This is a genomic window from Methylobacterium sp. WL19 (genome assembly GCF_008040005.1).
GTDB classification, from domain to species: domain Bacteria; phylum Pseudomonadota; class Alphaproteobacteria; order Rhizobiales; family Beijerinckiaceae; genus Methylobacterium; species Methylobacterium bullatum.
This window is the reverse complement of sequence record NZ_VRVC01000047.1, coordinates 1-14,648: the sequence shown is the minus strand read 5'-3', so window position 1 is coordinate 14,648 and position 14,648 is coordinate 1. Positions and strand designations below refer to the sequence as shown.

The following is a 14,648-nucleotide window of genomic DNA, read 5'->3' as shown; positions in this document are numbered from 1 at the left end:
GCTCAGTTCGCCTTGCCGTACGGAGTTTGCGCGATCGGCAGCAGCTTGCCGTCGGACCAAACGGTGAGCTTGTAGTCGCGCGGCAGAATTGCGTCTTGGCGCTCGGGGTCCGAGGCGTCGAAGGCCGGGGCATACTTGGCGACCAGCCCGTCATGGCTGACGCCGTACAACCCCTCGCGAACCTTTTTCCAATCGTAGGCGCCGGCCTTCTCGATCGCCTTGGCGACGATGAAGACCGCGTCGTAGGCGTTAGCCACGCCAGAGCCCATCTTGATCTGCGCGGGATCCTTCAAGCCGTACTTGGCCTGGATCTTGTGCCAGAGCGCCTGGCCCTTCGGGTCGAGATCGCCCATGAAGCTGTAGGTCTGCACGACCTCGACGCCGTTGGCGAGCGGCCCGGCAAGCTCACCGAGATTACCGGCGATGCCCCAGGCGCCGATGATCGTCGGCTTGTACCCGACCTTGTCCATCGAGCGCAGGATCTGGTTGCCCTCGCGGTCGAGGGCCCAGAATAGAGCCACGTCCGCGCCGGCATCCCGCGCGCGGATTGCCTGCGGGGTCATGTCCTGATCGTTCCAGTTGAAGGTTTCCGTCGCAACGAGTTGCTTACCGGCCTTCGCGACGGCGTCCTTGACGTCGGGCAGTGCGCCGTTGCCCCAGCCGGTATTCTCGTAGAAGAACGCGATCTTGCCGGTTTTCGAGACCTTCGCAGCCTGCTCGACCAGGAATCGAGCGACCCACTTGTCCTTAGCCGAGACCCGGAACATGTAGTTCGGGCTGCGGCCGTTCTCGATTGCCTGCGTGTTCGCGGCAAGCACGCCGACAAACGGGATACCAAGCGCGTGCACCGGCTCGACCTGCGCGACCGATACGGTAGAGTGATAGCCACCGAGGATTACCACGCACTTGTCCGCCAGGGCGATGCGGCGGGTGTTGTCGACGCCGCGGGGCGGTGCCCCGGCATCGTCGTACTGGACGAAACGCAGCGGCTTACCCAGTACGCCGCCCTTGGCGTTGATCTCTTCGATGGCGATTTCGGCGCCCATCCTGATGGCTTGACCGCCGAAGGCTGCGGGACCCGTGATGGCTGCGGAATTCCCGATGCAGGATTCTTGCTGCGCTAGCACGGACGTCGGCACGCCAAGGGCGATCGGAGCAGCCAGGACGAGGCTGCACAAGTATCTCTGCGCCGTCATGCAAAACTCTCCGATTACCAGATATGCGCCGCTGGATAGCGCTCGCTCCACCCCGAACACCTATGAGATTGGTCACTCGAGGCGGCGATGATCAAAGACCGATTTCCGATACTCACTATAGGAAAAAACTATCGGCACTATCGATAGGCAATAGAAATCGAGGTATGTTGGAAATAACCTTTTGAATTAAATACGAAAATATCTTATCCACGCCCATAGGATAGGCACATTGCTTCCTGGCATAGCATTTGACGCGCGCCTCAAAATTTGCGGATCTCTTGCGTGAAAGCGAGCATGCATGGATCTTCGTCAGCTTCGGTACTTCGTGCAGATTGCGGAGAGTGGGAATGTCTCCCGCGCGGCCGAAGTTCTGGGCGTGGCCCAGCCGTCGCTCAGTCAGCAGATTCGAAATCTCGAAAACGAACTTGGCGCTGAGTTGCTCTTCCGCCACGCTCGCGGCGTCACGCCAACCGAACAGGGCCTGACATTCTACGAACATGCCCGCCGCATCCTGCACGAAGTCGAACGGGCAAAGGACACCGTACGCTCCCAGGCGACGAGCCCGAGCGGACGCATCTCCATCGGCCTGCCGACATCCGCCTGCCGTGGTCTGGCGTTGCCGCTCCACGAGGAAACTGCCAAGGTGCTGCCGAACATCACGCTTCATATCGTCGAGGCGATGAGCGGCACCCTCGACGAATGGATACAGGCCGGTCGCCTCGACGTAGCGCTACTCTACGACCACAAAGCTTTCGAGCATGTGGCCTGGACCGAAATGATGATCGAGGACCTGATGCTCATCATGCCCTCGGGCCACCCGATCGCCTGCCAGGATCAGATCGGGTTCCGGGATGTTTTCCGGCTGCCATTACCGCTCGTGTTGCCTGGACGTCCGAACATCCTTCGCGTTGTAATCGAGCAATTGGCCGCACGCCACGAGGTCACGCCGACGGCAATCGATTGCGAGAGCCTGCCAGCCATCGCGGAACTCGTGCGGTCGAAAAAGTACGCGGCGATTATGCCGCATTTCGCTTTATCTGCGGAGATCGCGCGAGGCGAGATGGTCGCTATCCCAATCGTAGATCCAACACCTTCTTGGCGGCTATCGGTCGTAGTTTCTCAGCGCACGTTAAACGGTCGCGGGAGTGAGGGGGTCGCGAAGGTACTTGCTTCAGTGATCGGGGAACTAGTCGAGAATAATTCATGGCGAGCAAAACTAAAGAATAATGGAAAGCTAAATATTATTTGCTAAGTTTAATTTATATAATTTTGCGCTTTATTTTTGAGTATAGCAATTAAATCTGAAATATATTAATATGGTCAATTTTCGAGAGTGCCTCCGGCCATAATCTTCATTCTCAAGCGAACGCCCGCTTCGTAGATCTCGTTTCTTCAAAACGGACTGGCAAAATTCCACCCGTTACGGACGTTCGGCGCGGGCACCAGGTGTCGGATTTCCACCACTAGGCCGACCGTCCCCGCCGCGGATGGGACTGACTTGTGGCCCAGGCCACGAAGGTCGGGTGACTGCCATGGGACTAAACCGCCAAGCCGGAGTTGTCGTTCGAATGCATTTTCCAAGGTACGCCTGAGCCCACGACGCGGGCATCGGTTACCGCGAACCGGATGCCGCCCGATGACCGAGTCCGCCCCGACGCATGCCCCCAGGGGTCGCAACATCCTGTCGACGGGCATCGCCGGACTCGACGAGATCCTCGACGGCGGCCTGACGCGCGGTCGCCTCTACCTGCTCGAAGGGACGCCCGGGACCGGCAAGACGACGGTCGGCCTCCAGTTCCTTCTCGACGGCGTCGCGCGGGGGGAGAAGGGCCTCTACGTCACCCTGTCGGAGAGCGCCGACGAGCTTGCGTTCGCAGCCGGGACGCACGGGTGGTCCCTCGACGGCATCGAGGTCTACGAGCTCGTCAACGAGCTCGGCCTCGATCCCGACAGCGAGCAATCCGTGCTGCATCCCTCCGAGGTCGAGCTGGGCGAGACCGTACGGGAGGTGATCGACCGGGTCGACAGCCTCAAGCCGCAGCGGGTGGTGTTCGACAGCCTATCCGAGCTTCGGCTTCTCGCCCAGAATCCGCTCCGCTACCGCCGCCAGATCCTCGCCCTGAAGCAGATGTTCGCGTCCAGGCAATGCACCGTCTTCCTGCTGGACGACGGGACCGCCGACGTTCAGCTCCATAGCATCGCCCACGGGGTGATCATGCTGGAACAGGTCCGGCGCGGCTTTGGGGCGGCCCGTAGGCGCCTCGACGTCCTCAAGATGCGCGGCGTCAAGTTCCATGGCGGGCTGCACGACTTCGTCCTGGACACCGGTGGTGTCGAGGTGTTCCCCAGCCTCGTCATCGACGACCATCACGCACAGTTCGACATGACGCCGGCCTCGACCGGCTCGGAGGAACTCGACCTTCTCCTGGGTGGAGGGCTGGCGCCCGCAACCAACACCTTGCTGCTCGGTCCCTCGGGTGTCGGCAAGACCACCACGGCGGTCCGCTGCATGCTTGAGGCCTTGGACCGCGGGGAGAAGGCGACCTACTTCCTTTTCGACGAGGGCCGCCAGACCATGCTGACGCGCGCCAGAGCGCTGGGCATGGACCTCGACGTCCATCTCTCCAGCGGCAGCCTCGTCATCGACGAGATCGAGCCGGCCGAGTTCTCTCCCGGCGAGTTCGCCTGCAGGGTGCGCAACACCGTGGAGACGCGGGGGGCTAGCTTCATCGTGTTCGACAGCCTGAACGCGTACATCCACGCCATGCCGGGCGAGGAGTACCTCATCCTCCAGATGCACGAGCTCCTGAACTACCTGAACCAGAAGGGGGCCACGACCCTCCTGGTCCTCGGTCAGCACGGCGTGATCGGCGACGTCCGGTCGGACATCGACTTGAGCTACCTTAGCGACGGCATCCTGCTGTTCCGGTACTTCGAGGCCAACGGTGCGGTCCGGACCGCCCTGTCGGTGGTGAAGAGCCGGGTCAACGCCCACGAGCGCACCATCCGGGAACTCAAGCTTTCCCCAGTAGGCCTCCAGGTCGGCGCCGCCCTCTCCGACTTCCAGGGCATCCTGTCCGGATTGCCGACCTACGACGGCAAGGTCGCGCTGATCCCGGGCGCCGCCGAGCCGGCGCCGGCGATATGACCCCGGCATCCGTTCCCGATGGCGAAAGCGTCCTGATCCTCGCCCCGCGTGGACGCGACGCGGTCGTGATGGCGCAACTTCTCGGCAGGTCCGGCGTCGGCGTCACCGTCTGCGCCGACGGCTCCGAGTGGCTCGACAGCCTCCATTCGTCCGCCGCCACCTCCATCGTGACCGAGGAGGCGCTCCTCGACGTCGACGCGGCATCACTGGACGCCTGGGTCTCGTCCCAACCACCATGGTCGGACTTCCCGTTCATCATGCTGGCGACGGGGCAGGTCGGTCGGCGCACCGCCCAGGCCGCTTCCGTGATCGAACGCCTTGGCAACGTTGTCCTGCTGGAACGCCCGATCAACGCCGAGACGCTCCTCAGTGCGGTCTCCTCGGCTCTCCGTGTTCGAAGGCGCCAGTACCAGGCCCGGCAACACATCCAGGAACGCGAGGAGGCCCAGGGGCGCCTGCACGTCGCGAACGAGACCTTGGAGCGTCGTGTCGAGGAACGCACGCGCGAGGTCGAGGCGGCGCGCGAGACCCTGGCCTTCGCGCTCGATTCCGCCGGCATGGGGTCGTGGGATCTCGACCTCGTCAACGACACCACCCGCCGCTCCCGCAGGTACGACGCGATCTTCGGCTACGACACGCCTGTCTCGTCGTGGGGCAGGGCCACGTTCCTGGCCCACGCCGTTCCGGAGGATCGCCCCCTGGTCGAGACCGCCTTCGCGAAGGCGGTCGAGACCGGGACCTTGGACCTGGAATGCCGGATGTCACGGACCGACGGTGCGATCCGCTGGATCGCGGCCAAGGGCAAAACCGAATACGGCGACGACGGGAGCCCCGTCCGCATGGCCGGCATCGTCGTCGACAGGACCGACCAGCGGAACACCGAGGAGGCGTTGCGGCAGGCCCAGAAGATGGAGGCCATCGGCCAGCTGACCGGGGGCGTGGCGCACGATTTCAACAACCTGCTCACGGTCATAGTGGGCGGCCTCGACATGATGCTGCGCAAGCCGGAGAACACAGAACGCGTCGTCCGCCTTGCGGAGGCCGCGATGAATGCCGCGCGGCGCGGCGAGCAGCTCACGCAGCAGCTTCTCGCCTTTTCCCGCAGGCAGATGTTGCGCCCACAGACCATCAACCCGAACCGCCTTCTCTCCGAATTCAAGCCGCTGGCCGAACGGGCGGCGGGAGGCGCCGTGGAACTCCTGCTGGAACTCGACCCCACCATCGACCCGATCCGGATCGACCCGGCGCAGTTCGAGGCGGCGGTGCTCAACCTCGTCGTCAATGCCCGCGACGCGATGGAGGGGGGCGGCTCGCGGATCGTCGTGCGGAGCAGGAACGTGCATCTCGACACCGCGGCGGTGGCCGACAGGGGCGTCCCGCCGGGAGCCTATGTCGAGGTCTCGGTGACAGACCAGGGCAGCGGGATCTCTTCGGAGACCATAGCTCGGGTGTTCGAGCCGTTCTTCACGACCAAGGAAATCGGCAAGGGGACAGGTCTGGGCCTGTCGCAGGTCTACGGCTTCACCCGCAGCGCCGGGGGCTTCGTCGGCATCGAAACGGAGCTTGGTGCCGGCACCACCTTCCGCCTCCTGTTCCCCCGCTCCGCGGAACCGGCCGGCGAAGAGGCAGGCTCCGGCAGTGGCAACCTTCCGCTGCGCCGGGCAACGGAGGGCGATACCGTGCTGCTGGTCGAGGACGACGAGCAGGTACTCGGCATGGCCGTCGAGAGCCTGGAGGAGCTCCACTACCGCGTGGTCGTGGCCCGCAACGCCGCCGAGGCCCTCGTCCATCTCCAGGGTGTCGCGCGGATCGATATCCTGTTCTCCGACGTGATGATGCCCGGCGGCATGAACGGGTCGCAGCTTGCCGTCGAGGCCCAGCGCCTCCGGCCGGGCCTCAAGGTCCTGCTGACCTCGGGGTACGTCGCCAACCTCGAAGAGGGCCAGGTGATCGGGCGTGGCGACCTTCCCGTTCTCAACAAGCCTTACCGGCGGGATGAGCTCGCCCATTCGCTTCGCGTCGTCCTCGGTGGGAAGCGTACCTAGGCAAAGGTGGAGAGGCGGCGGGTCGTCCTCATCCCCAGCCATGCCCCCGCCTGGCAAAGCCTCGAATGCCTCATGGCGCGATCCGGCGCGTATGGGTACGCTCGTCGCGAATCCGTACTCTGGACATCGGGACGGGAAGAAGGTTGGCGTGACGACGCCCCGCCCGGCAACTCGCCGGGGAAGGGTCGCCGCGCGAGGGGAGGCTGGGTGAACGTGGCTGACGGAACGCGGGATACCGAGGCCGCGGACCGCGCCTCGGAAGGCTCCGCCTTCCTGTCCGGCAACACCGGGATGGGTGCGTTGCTGCGAGCCCACGATTGGTCCACGTCCCCGTGACCTGACCGGTATTTTGAACCGAGCCAATTGAGAGGCTACTGCATGGCGGCAGCCATGGGTAGCCGGAAGGCCAGATCTGGGAAGGTGACAGGCGCGGGGGGCCGGTAGCCCAACGAGGAGTGCGGCCGGACGCGGTTGTATGTGTTCTGCCATAGACCGATCACGATCTGAGCTTCTTTCAGTGAGTAGAAGATCTCCTGGCGCAGGCACTCGTCCTTCAGCTTGCCATTGAAGCTCTCACAGTAGCCATTCTCCCAGGGGGATCCTGGAGCGATGTACTGGATCTGTGATCCGGTCTTGGAGACCCATTTGCGAAGCGCCTTCGAGATCATCTCCGGCCCGTTGTCGCAGCGGATGTTCTCCGGGATGCCATGGAGACACATCGCGTCGGCCAGGGCCTCGATCACGCCCAGGCTGTTGATCCGCCGTGCCACCTTCAGCGCGAGACAAGCCCGGCTGTGCTCGTCGATCAGCGTCAGGATGCGCAGGCTTCGACCGTCATGGGTGTAGCCTTGCACGAAGTCGAAGCTCCAGACGTGATTGCGATGGAGCGGCCGCAACCGCACGCAGGAGCCATCGTTCAGCCAAAGACGGCTGCGCGGCCGATGCTTCCGCGGAACCTTGAGCCCCTCACGACGCCAGATCCGCTGAATCCGATCCTTGCCCATCTGCCACCCGGCTGCCTGCAGCAGCGCGGTGACGCGGCGGTAGCCGTAGCGCCCGTACTCGGACGCGAGGGCGACGATGGCGCGGGTCAGCGCATCCTCGTCGGCCAGCACGGTAGGCACGTAGCGTTGCGTGCCCCGATGCTGGCCAACGATCCGGCAGGCATGGCGTTCTGAGAGACCATATGATCTTCCCCCGGTTCCACGGACACGGGGTTTAGCTCGCATTCCGTTCGGCTTGCTCGGGCGTGATGTAGCCGAGAGCCGAGTGGATGCGCTGCCGATTGTAGTAGCCTTCGATGTAGGCGAACAGGTCGCGTCGGGCCTCGTCCCGGGTCGCCCATCGTCGCTGGTGGACGAGTTCGACCTTGAGGGTGTGGAAGAAGCTTTCCATCGGGGCGTTATCGTAGCAGCATCCTGTCCGGCTCATGGAGGGCGTCGCCTTCATGCCGACGAGCAGCTTTCGATAGGCCTCGGCAGCGTATTGGCTGCCGCGATCCGAGTGACAGATGAGGCCGGCCCTCGGTCGCTGACGTTGAGTGGCCATCATCAGGGCCGCCGACGTCAGTTCGGTCCGCATGTGCTCGCGCATGGACCAGCCAACGATCTTGCGGGTGGCGAGATCGAGGACGGCCGCCAGGTAAAGCCAGCCTTCTCCGGTCGGCAGGTAGGTGATGTCCGCCAGCCAGACCGTGTTGGGTAGCGCGGCGGAGAACTGCTGCTTCAGGAGGTTGGGCGCGATCGGCAGATCGTGACGGCTGTCGGTCGTGCAGGGCCGGAATCGACGTCCTGCCAGGGCTCGGATGCCATGACGGCGCATCAGGCGCTCCACCAGCCCACGACTGGTCGTTCGCCCCTCTGCGCACAGGACGGCATGGACCCGAGGCGAGCCGTAGCGCTTCTGATGCCCGACATGGATTCGGCGGACGTCGTCGAGAAGGCGACGGTTGGACGCCGACCTCGCACTCTCGGGACGCGATCGCCAGTCGTAGTAGCCGCTATGAGAGACTTCGAGCACGCGGCACATGAGACGCACCGGCCAGGTGCTCGCATGCTGCTCAATGAAGGCGAACGTCACTTGGGCATCTCCGCAAAGATGCCGATCGCTTTTTTTAGGACGTCGCGCTCCATGCGCGTCCGGTCGAGTTCACGCCGCAGACGGGCGATCTCGGCCGCCTGGTCGGAGGGGGAAGCCACCGAACTTGCGGATGCGGCTCCCAGTGAACCTGCTACCCGCGGCGGTGGGGAGCCACCCATCAGCCCCGTGCGCCACTGCCTCAGCATCGAGGGTTGGATCCCGAGTTCGGCCGCGATCTGCGTCTGCGGGCGGCCGCTGCTCTCCAGCAGCGCCACCGCCTCGCGTTTGAACTCCGGGGTGAACTCGCGTGTCGTCTTGGCCATCAAACACCTTCCCCGCCCGCAAGGAGCGTATCAGAGGTGTCCGTGGAACCGGGGGAAGATCATCCACGCCATCACCGCCTCGGTGTCCACGACCTGCCTCGTGCGCTTCGACAACAACCGCTACTCGGTCGCCGCCTCGACCATCGGTCGGCCGGTCGAGGTGCGGGCCTACGCCGGGCGCATCGAGATCCGGCAGGACGGGCGCATCGTCGCCGAGCACGAGCGCGCCTTCGGCCGGGATCAGACCGTGTTCGATCCCTGGCACTACGTCCCCGTGCTCGCCCGCAAACCCGGCGCGCTCCGGAACGGCGCACCGTTCAAGGACTGGGTGTTGCCTGCCGCCCTCAACCGGGACCTAAGCCAACCGGTCAGGTCAGGGGCACAAAGCCAGAAGACAGTCCGAATAGCGAATGATACCGCGCTCCAAGAAAAGTAGCGCAATTTCGTTGACAAAAACAGATCCAGGCTTCATATTATGTAGCAGAAAGATCGGGCAAACGAGAAACCATGATGACGGAGGCCGCCTACGTCGATATCGAGCCTTGAGATCGGAGCCGTTGCACCCGCCCCGGCCTTTATCCCGACTGCTTCCCTCTTCCTGTTTGGTCTCGGAGGTACCTCGGAGGCGGCCGCAGCAAGGGCCGCAAACAGGTCTTACAGATCCTAGAAGGACCTCGGCATATGACGAAGAAAGAACTCGCGCTTTATGGAGAGCTTATGTTTGGGCCGCGCTTCCAGCCCCGCCTGGCAGCCATCTTGAGCCACTTCCGAGGCAAGCCCATTGCCTCGGCGCAGGTCTCTCAGTGGCTCGCGGGCCCTGATGGACAAAGGGACCCGCCAGACTGGCTAGATCCACTCGTCGTCCGTGCGGCCATCCAGATGCGCCACGACCTCCTCGCCCGCGCGGAAACCCTGGAGGCAATGAACACAAAGCATTTCTATTCGGAAGTGACGAAGCACGGGTTCATGGGAGGTCCTTGGAAGGGCGTCCGCGACGACGATTACGTCGACCCAGAAGCAACCGTGAAACTACCGACTAATTCCAACTGACTCGCCCTATCACTCAACCAAATTGCCGGCTGCACCAACCACCGATCCTGCCAACTGGTACACCGACGCCACCACGCCCAATACCGGGGGCCGCAACGGGGCCCAAACCCCCACCAGCAATCGCAAAGAGATCCTGATGGCCAATTCGCCGACACCCAACCTCGATCGATACAACGCCATGCCGCCGGCCCTTGGTGAGCTTCGGCTGACGCTCCTATTATTCGGCGCTTGTGCGTTCCACGACGCCATGGGTACGACTTACTATAGTCGTGTCCGCGAGGCTATGGTCCACCAAGCAAGGGCCGCAGTCAGTGCTTCGATTTGTCTTAGCCCGGATCTGGTCCGAGACGCTGTCATGTCAATGCGCACGGTCAACTGCCCAACGATTTTCGAAGAGGTGGAAGCTGCCCTCGCGCTGGCTGCGGAATTCGACGATAGATACTTATTCCCGGAGCCAAAGGCACAAATCAATCTCCCTAGGAGCCCGTACGAGTAACGAGCTTACATCGTGGGATGAGCGTCGAAGTCTAGGCGGACAAGCGTGTCGGTTTTGGGCCCAGTGCCGGGCCTTTGCTAATTTGAGGAGATTGTGAACGGTGCAGATCATTGCCCCATCACGCCGAAATTGGTCGAGCCGGCGTAGCAGGATCTGGGGGTAACCCCGGGCCTGTTTAAGCTACCCGAACACCGGCTTGATGACCTGCTTCCTCAGGCGGTCGCGGCTCCGGTAGCCAGCCCGCCTCCACTGCGCTGCCATCCCACCCATCAGGGGCGTCTTCGTCATGATCCATCGCTTGCACGGGTTAAACCGGTCGACTACGGCCCGTGAGCTAGGTCTGAAGGTCACCTGCAGCAGTCGGATCCCGCCCAACTCTTCGCGAATTCCCCGTCGGGGAGGACCGGTTGCCCCGTTACCTCGCCCAGAAGCTCCCACTTAGCTTAGGGTCAGATTTCCTCTTCTTGGTTTTCGGGGCGGCTGTGGCCTGCCCCCTGCAAAGTGGCTCTTCGCCAAGTTTGGTGGATTGGATTGTTGGTAGGGATGCCGGGAGGTGGCGCCTGGCTGAACCGGGCGGGGGTTCTCAGATCAGGGCATGACCCTTCTCTGTCACATCCCCAATCGTTGCCTTCTCCACGTCAGGCGTGAGGAGAGCACTGCCCTTCGCATTACCGCTCAAGCGAAGCGCGATCATGCGCGTTGACCACGCTGTCGTACGGTCAGCCGGTCGGTGCATAGTCGTTATCACTGGCATCCCGCCGACCTGCCGACGAGCGGTCAGGAGGTGCGTCTGACCCTCACGATCCGACGTTTCTACTGCCACGATTCTGCTTGCGCGCATTGAATCTTTGCCGAGCGTCTTCCTTGCCTTCTCGACCGTCACGCTCAGAGGACCCGCCGGCTGGCCAACGCTCAGGTTCGGACCGCGCTGGCGCTCGGTGCCGCACCCACCGCCCGGCTGGCGGCGGCGCTGGGGTTCGGCATAGCGGGGATGGTTGTCGCCCCTGCGACGGGGTTCGTGTCCATGGGAATCGTCAACGCCTTCGCCTTTGCGACGGGCAGGATGATCCCGACCGCTTCCGATCGAGGCGCAGCCTCGGGACGCTCCATCGGCTTGCGCCTGCAGACGCCGCAGCACCCGGTCGAACACGCCGGCCGTTCAGGACCTGGCGGTGATCCTCCGCTGGCCGGCCCGTGCGCAGCTTCTGCGGAAGCAGCAACGGATCGATCTGCCCCCACTGCGCATCAGTCAGTTCGAAGCGTCGCACCTCCACAACATGGGCACCGTCACCTAGCCTGTGAACCCTTTGCAGATACGCCCTAGTCTGGTTCTGAATGTCGTACGGCGTATCACCCCCCATGGGGGATGAATGGACCTCCCATGTGGGATCCATTGGGTCAGGGCATCGATGCCAAATTTATTTGCATGCCCCGTAAAGGCCCCTGGATGACCACCAGGGCAGTCTGACCTGTCCAGGGTCACAGAGTGAAGGTCACCCGAAACTCATGGAGATCCCATGGGAGAAAATGGGCTTCTCATGGGCACTACATGGGAGGGGGTAGGGCAAGTCTCGCGTTAACTGCAGACGTTAAGGCTAGGCCCCTTCGACGACTGGCGAAATGCCAGCGACGCGCGCACGTTTGAGTGGTTCGCGGCCGCAGAGGTGCCGTCCGCGGGCATGGCGCCCTCTCACACCGTGCGGACTATGCCCCCCCAAATCGACCTGCGCCCTGATCGGGCGCTCATGCACAACTGGCGCGCCCGTCGCGCCGCGCTGGCAGCCTGCGGCCTGATCGGCCTCGGGAGCCAAGCTCACCAGAACGCGGTCGCCAGCATCATCGCCTCGGCCGCCATCGCCGCAGAGACTTCCCAGGAATACGTGTCCTTCTCCCGTCGCAAGGAGTGGTACGCGGGGCGAGACAACGGCGACCTGACATACACGAACGTCCTCGCCGGCATCGACATCCTCAGTCACGAGGGCCTCATCGAGGAGCAACGCGCGCTCCCGAATGACCACCTAGGGACCGGCCGGCAGAGCCGCTTTAAGGCCACGCCACTTCTCCTCGACCGTCTCGGAGATGCCCGCTTCGAGGACATCGTCCCGGCATCGTGCCTAGTGATGCGCGACGAGGACGGCCGCTATATGCCCCTACCTAGAACGGAGCAGGCCCGCCGCATGCTCCGCGCCACCGAGGCGGTGAACGAGGGGCTTGCCTCTCTTGACGTCCGTGTGAGGCCCGACGCGGATCCCGAGGACTGGCAGTTCGGGCGGCATCACATCAAGGCACGCAAGATCAAGGGTGGCGTCGAGACGTGGGGATGCGTCCTCCCGACGTCGGTGCCCTACGTCCTGCGGATCCTGGGCCGGGGCCTGATGGACTGCCACGGACGCCTGTATGGATGGTGGCTCGGCCTGCCCAAGGTCCGGCGCCTCGACCTCCTCCTCGACGGCCAGGAGGTCGAAGAACCGGACTACGAATTCATTCACATGCAGCTTCTCTATGCCATGGCCGGGCAGGTACTCATCGGGGATCCTTACGTCACTGGCGCCCACCCCCGCACGGAGAACAAATTGGTCCTGAATATCGCCATCAACGCTTCAGGCGGCAGGGCAGGGGCGGTCTCGGCCGTCATGAACCACAAGGGCTGGGAGGGCACGCGCGAGTACACCGAGGCGGTCTACGACGCGGTCACCAGGAGGAACGCCCCCATCGCCCAGTACCTCGGTTCGGACGCCGGCATACGCCTAATGGGGATCGACAGCCGCATGGCCGTGGAAGTCCTCAAGGGGTGCCGCAAGGCCGGTATCGCGGCACTGCCGGTCCACGACTCCTTCATCTGCCCCAGGGGAAAGAGGGGTCAGGTCGAGGCGATCATGCAGGAAGTGCTGGACGTGACGCGCATCAGGATTTCCCCTTCAGCATCAAAGGGATCAGTCCAGAAGGTTCCACATATGGCCCCCGTGGGGCCCGCCGCTCCGGCGGCGTCTCCTCCCGTCTCTGCCCCTGTCGTGACCGCTCCCGGCCCTCGTCCCCTCCGCTGGGATCCTGATTTGCGGCTTGAGGCGATGATCGCGTACCAGATCGGGTGCGCTCGCGCGGAAATGGCTCACGACCGTCGCCAGGGCATTTTTACGTCATGGACTGAATTGGAGACCGCCGCTCGTCGTATCGCCAAATCGGTGTGTGCGGACGAGAACGCGACTGGCATACGCGCATTCCCGGTCAACATCGTCCCTGACCGTCCTGGGGGTAACAAGATGCCCTCCCCAAAAGGGGGGCGTAGCCGCAAGGTGACCCCCTCCCGGGGCAAGGGCCGGAGGCCTCGGGTTACCCTCACCGAGGTCAGGGCGTAGCCTCCGGGACAGCCTCGCAGGATATGGGCCGGAGGCCTCAGGGAAGCCCCGCAGGGATAGGGGCGTAGCCTCCGGGCCGCCCTTTCCATTGCAGGGGCTGGAGGCCTGAGGATAGCCTCCTAGAGGATCAGGGGCGTAGCCAACGAGACAACTTTTTCCTTCCGGGACCGGAGGTTAGGTCGCTTCGCACCTTGTAGAATGCGAGCGAATTCGCTACCTTTTTGATTGTCTCCGCATGGGACGGGCGTTGCACCTCAACCCCCGAAACCCCGTCCCCCGTACCCCGGAGGGCGGGGTTTCTCGTTTGTCCCTTGCCAGCGTTGGGGACACCATCTTCCCATGCACGCCGGCATCCCCCTTACCCCATCCCTCCCTGCCTCGAAGGCGTCCCGTCGCGATGCGGACCGGGCGAGGAAGCGTGCGGCGAGACAGGCCATTCGCGAGGCTGGCGCCCCCGATCCGCGTCAACTTGATGCCGCTATCGTCGACGCGCTTAGGGACGCACTCCTTGCCTCCGCGAGCTCAGGTGGGACCCGGCCTGGGGAACGTCTGGTCGCCAGCGTCGTGGACGCTCGGGAGGTCCTCCGCCTCGCCCTGCGTGGTCTCCGGGGACGCGAGAGCGGTGGCGTGCCCCTCCAGACCGAGGCCATACGAGCGGCTCTCGTAGCCCGTCTCGCGCCCCCTCACGACGTGTCAGGGGCGTAGCCCACGTGGCACCCCCATCCCCGTTGGGATGTTGCGTGCCCCGTCCCTCACCCCCGCACGATTTAATGCAGGGGCATCCCCGGTGCGGTCTCGATGCCCAGCCTGCCGGAGGACCTGGGGCACCCCGGGATCGTCCGTTGCACGGCACCGGGGCAGGATCCCATTCGTGCGCTGGTCCGCACCACCTCGCCCTCCCTGAACCCTTCCTGTGTGGGTGACGGGAGGGCATCCCCCCGGGGTGCCCCCGGGT

General features: G+C 63.9%; 8 protein-coding genes and 5 pseudogenes. 7 read left to right on the top strand and 6 right to left on the bottom strand.

Annotated features, from left to right (window positions below; all coding sequences use genetic code 11):
• Window positions 1–2 precede the first annotated feature (2 nt).
• Window positions 3–1,196, bottom strand: coding sequence for an ABC transporter substrate-binding protein (locus tag FV220_RS11390; protein ID WP_147831429.1), 1,194 nt, complete (start codon window positions 1,194–1,196; stop codon window positions 3–5).
• Window positions 1,197–1,494: 298 nt separating this feature from the next.
• Between FV220_RS11390 and FV220_RS11385 the strand changes: the two genes are divergently transcribed.
• The 3 genes from FV220_RS11385 (at window position 1,495) to FV220_RS11375 (ending at window position 6,389) form a co-directional block, all read left to right on the top strand.
• A complete protein-coding gene (locus tag FV220_RS11385; protein ID WP_147831427.1) occupies window positions 1,495–2,448 on the top strand; it encodes a LysR substrate-binding domain-containing protein in 954 nt (317 codons plus the stop codon).
• A gap of 384 nt (window positions 2,449–2,832) precedes the next feature.
• Window positions 2,833–4,344, top strand: coding sequence for an ATPase domain-containing protein (locus tag FV220_RS11380; protein ID WP_147831425.1), 1,512 nt, complete (start codon window positions 2,833–2,835; stop codon window positions 4,342–4,344).
• Window positions 4,341–6,389, top strand: coding sequence for a PAS domain-containing hybrid sensor histidine kinase/response regulator (locus tag FV220_RS11375; RefSeq protein ID WP_147831424.1), 2,049 nt, complete (start codon window positions 4,341–4,343; stop codon window positions 6,387–6,389). The genes FV220_RS11380 and FV220_RS11375 overlap by 4 nt, the downstream gene beginning before the upstream one ends.
• A gap of 371 nt (window positions 6,390–6,760) precedes the next feature.
• On the opposite strand, the pseudogene FV220_RS11370 reads toward FV220_RS11375, so the two are convergent.
• Together FV220_RS11370 and FV220_RS11365 are read right to left on the bottom strand one after the other, a co-directional pair.
• Window positions 6,761–7,576, bottom strand: a pseudogene (locus tag FV220_RS11370) (IS3 family transposase); the annotation flags it as partial.
• Window positions 7,577–7,607: 31 nt separating this feature from the next.
• Window positions 7,608–8,791 (bottom strand): IS3 family transposase gene (locus tag FV220_RS11365; protein WP_147831422.1). Its coding sequence is split into 2 segments (ribosomal slippage): window positions 7,608–8,494 and window positions 8,494–8,791, totalling 1,185 coding nucleotides; the frame shifts between segments, so codons are not numbered across the junction.
• Between the two features lie 64 nt (window positions 8,792–8,855).
• On the opposite strand from FV220_RS11365, the pseudogene FV220_RS11360 reads away from it, so the two are divergent.
• Window positions 8,856–9,143: pseudogene (locus tag FV220_RS11360) on the top strand (IS21 family transposase); the annotation flags it as partial.
• A gap of 329 nt (window positions 9,144–9,472) precedes the next feature.
• A complete protein-coding gene (locus FV220_RS11355; RefSeq protein WP_147831420.1) occupies window positions 9,473–9,841 on the top strand; it encodes a hypothetical protein in 369 nt (122 codons plus the stop codon).
• Between the two features lie 562 nt (window positions 9,842–10,403).
• Here the strand turns inward: FV220_RS11355 and FV220_RS26090 are convergent.
• Window positions 10,404–10,625, bottom strand: a pseudogene (locus FV220_RS26090) (transposase); the annotation flags it as partial.
• A gap of 307 nt (window positions 10,626–10,932) precedes the next feature.
• Between FV220_RS26090 and FV220_RS26085 the strand changes: the two are divergent.
• A pseudogene (locus FV220_RS26085) lies at window positions 10,933–11,310 on the top strand (transposase family protein); the annotation flags it as partial.
• Window positions 11,311–11,430: 120 nt separating this feature from the next.
• Here FV220_RS26085 and FV220_RS11345 read toward each other — a convergent pair.
• Window positions 11,431–11,605, bottom strand: a pseudogene (locus tag FV220_RS11345) (IS5/IS1182 family transposase); the annotation flags it as partial.
• A gap of 477 nt (window positions 11,606–12,082) precedes the next feature.
• Here FV220_RS11345 and FV220_RS11340 point away from each other — a divergent pair.
• Window positions 12,083–13,693: a hypothetical protein gene (locus FV220_RS11340; protein ID WP_147831419.1), complete on the top strand. Its 1,611-nt coding sequence runs from the start codon at window positions 12,083–12,085 to the stop codon at window positions 13,691–13,693.
• A 522-nt stretch (window positions 13,694–14,215) separates the two neighbouring features.
• On the opposite strand, the gene FV220_RS25510 is transcribed toward FV220_RS11340, so the two are convergent.
• Window positions 14,216–14,380, bottom strand: coding sequence for a hypothetical protein (locus FV220_RS25510; RefSeq protein ID WP_187273393.1), 165 nt, complete (start codon window positions 14,378–14,380; stop codon window positions 14,216–14,218).
• Between the last annotated feature and the right edge of the window lie 268 nt (window positions 14,381–14,648).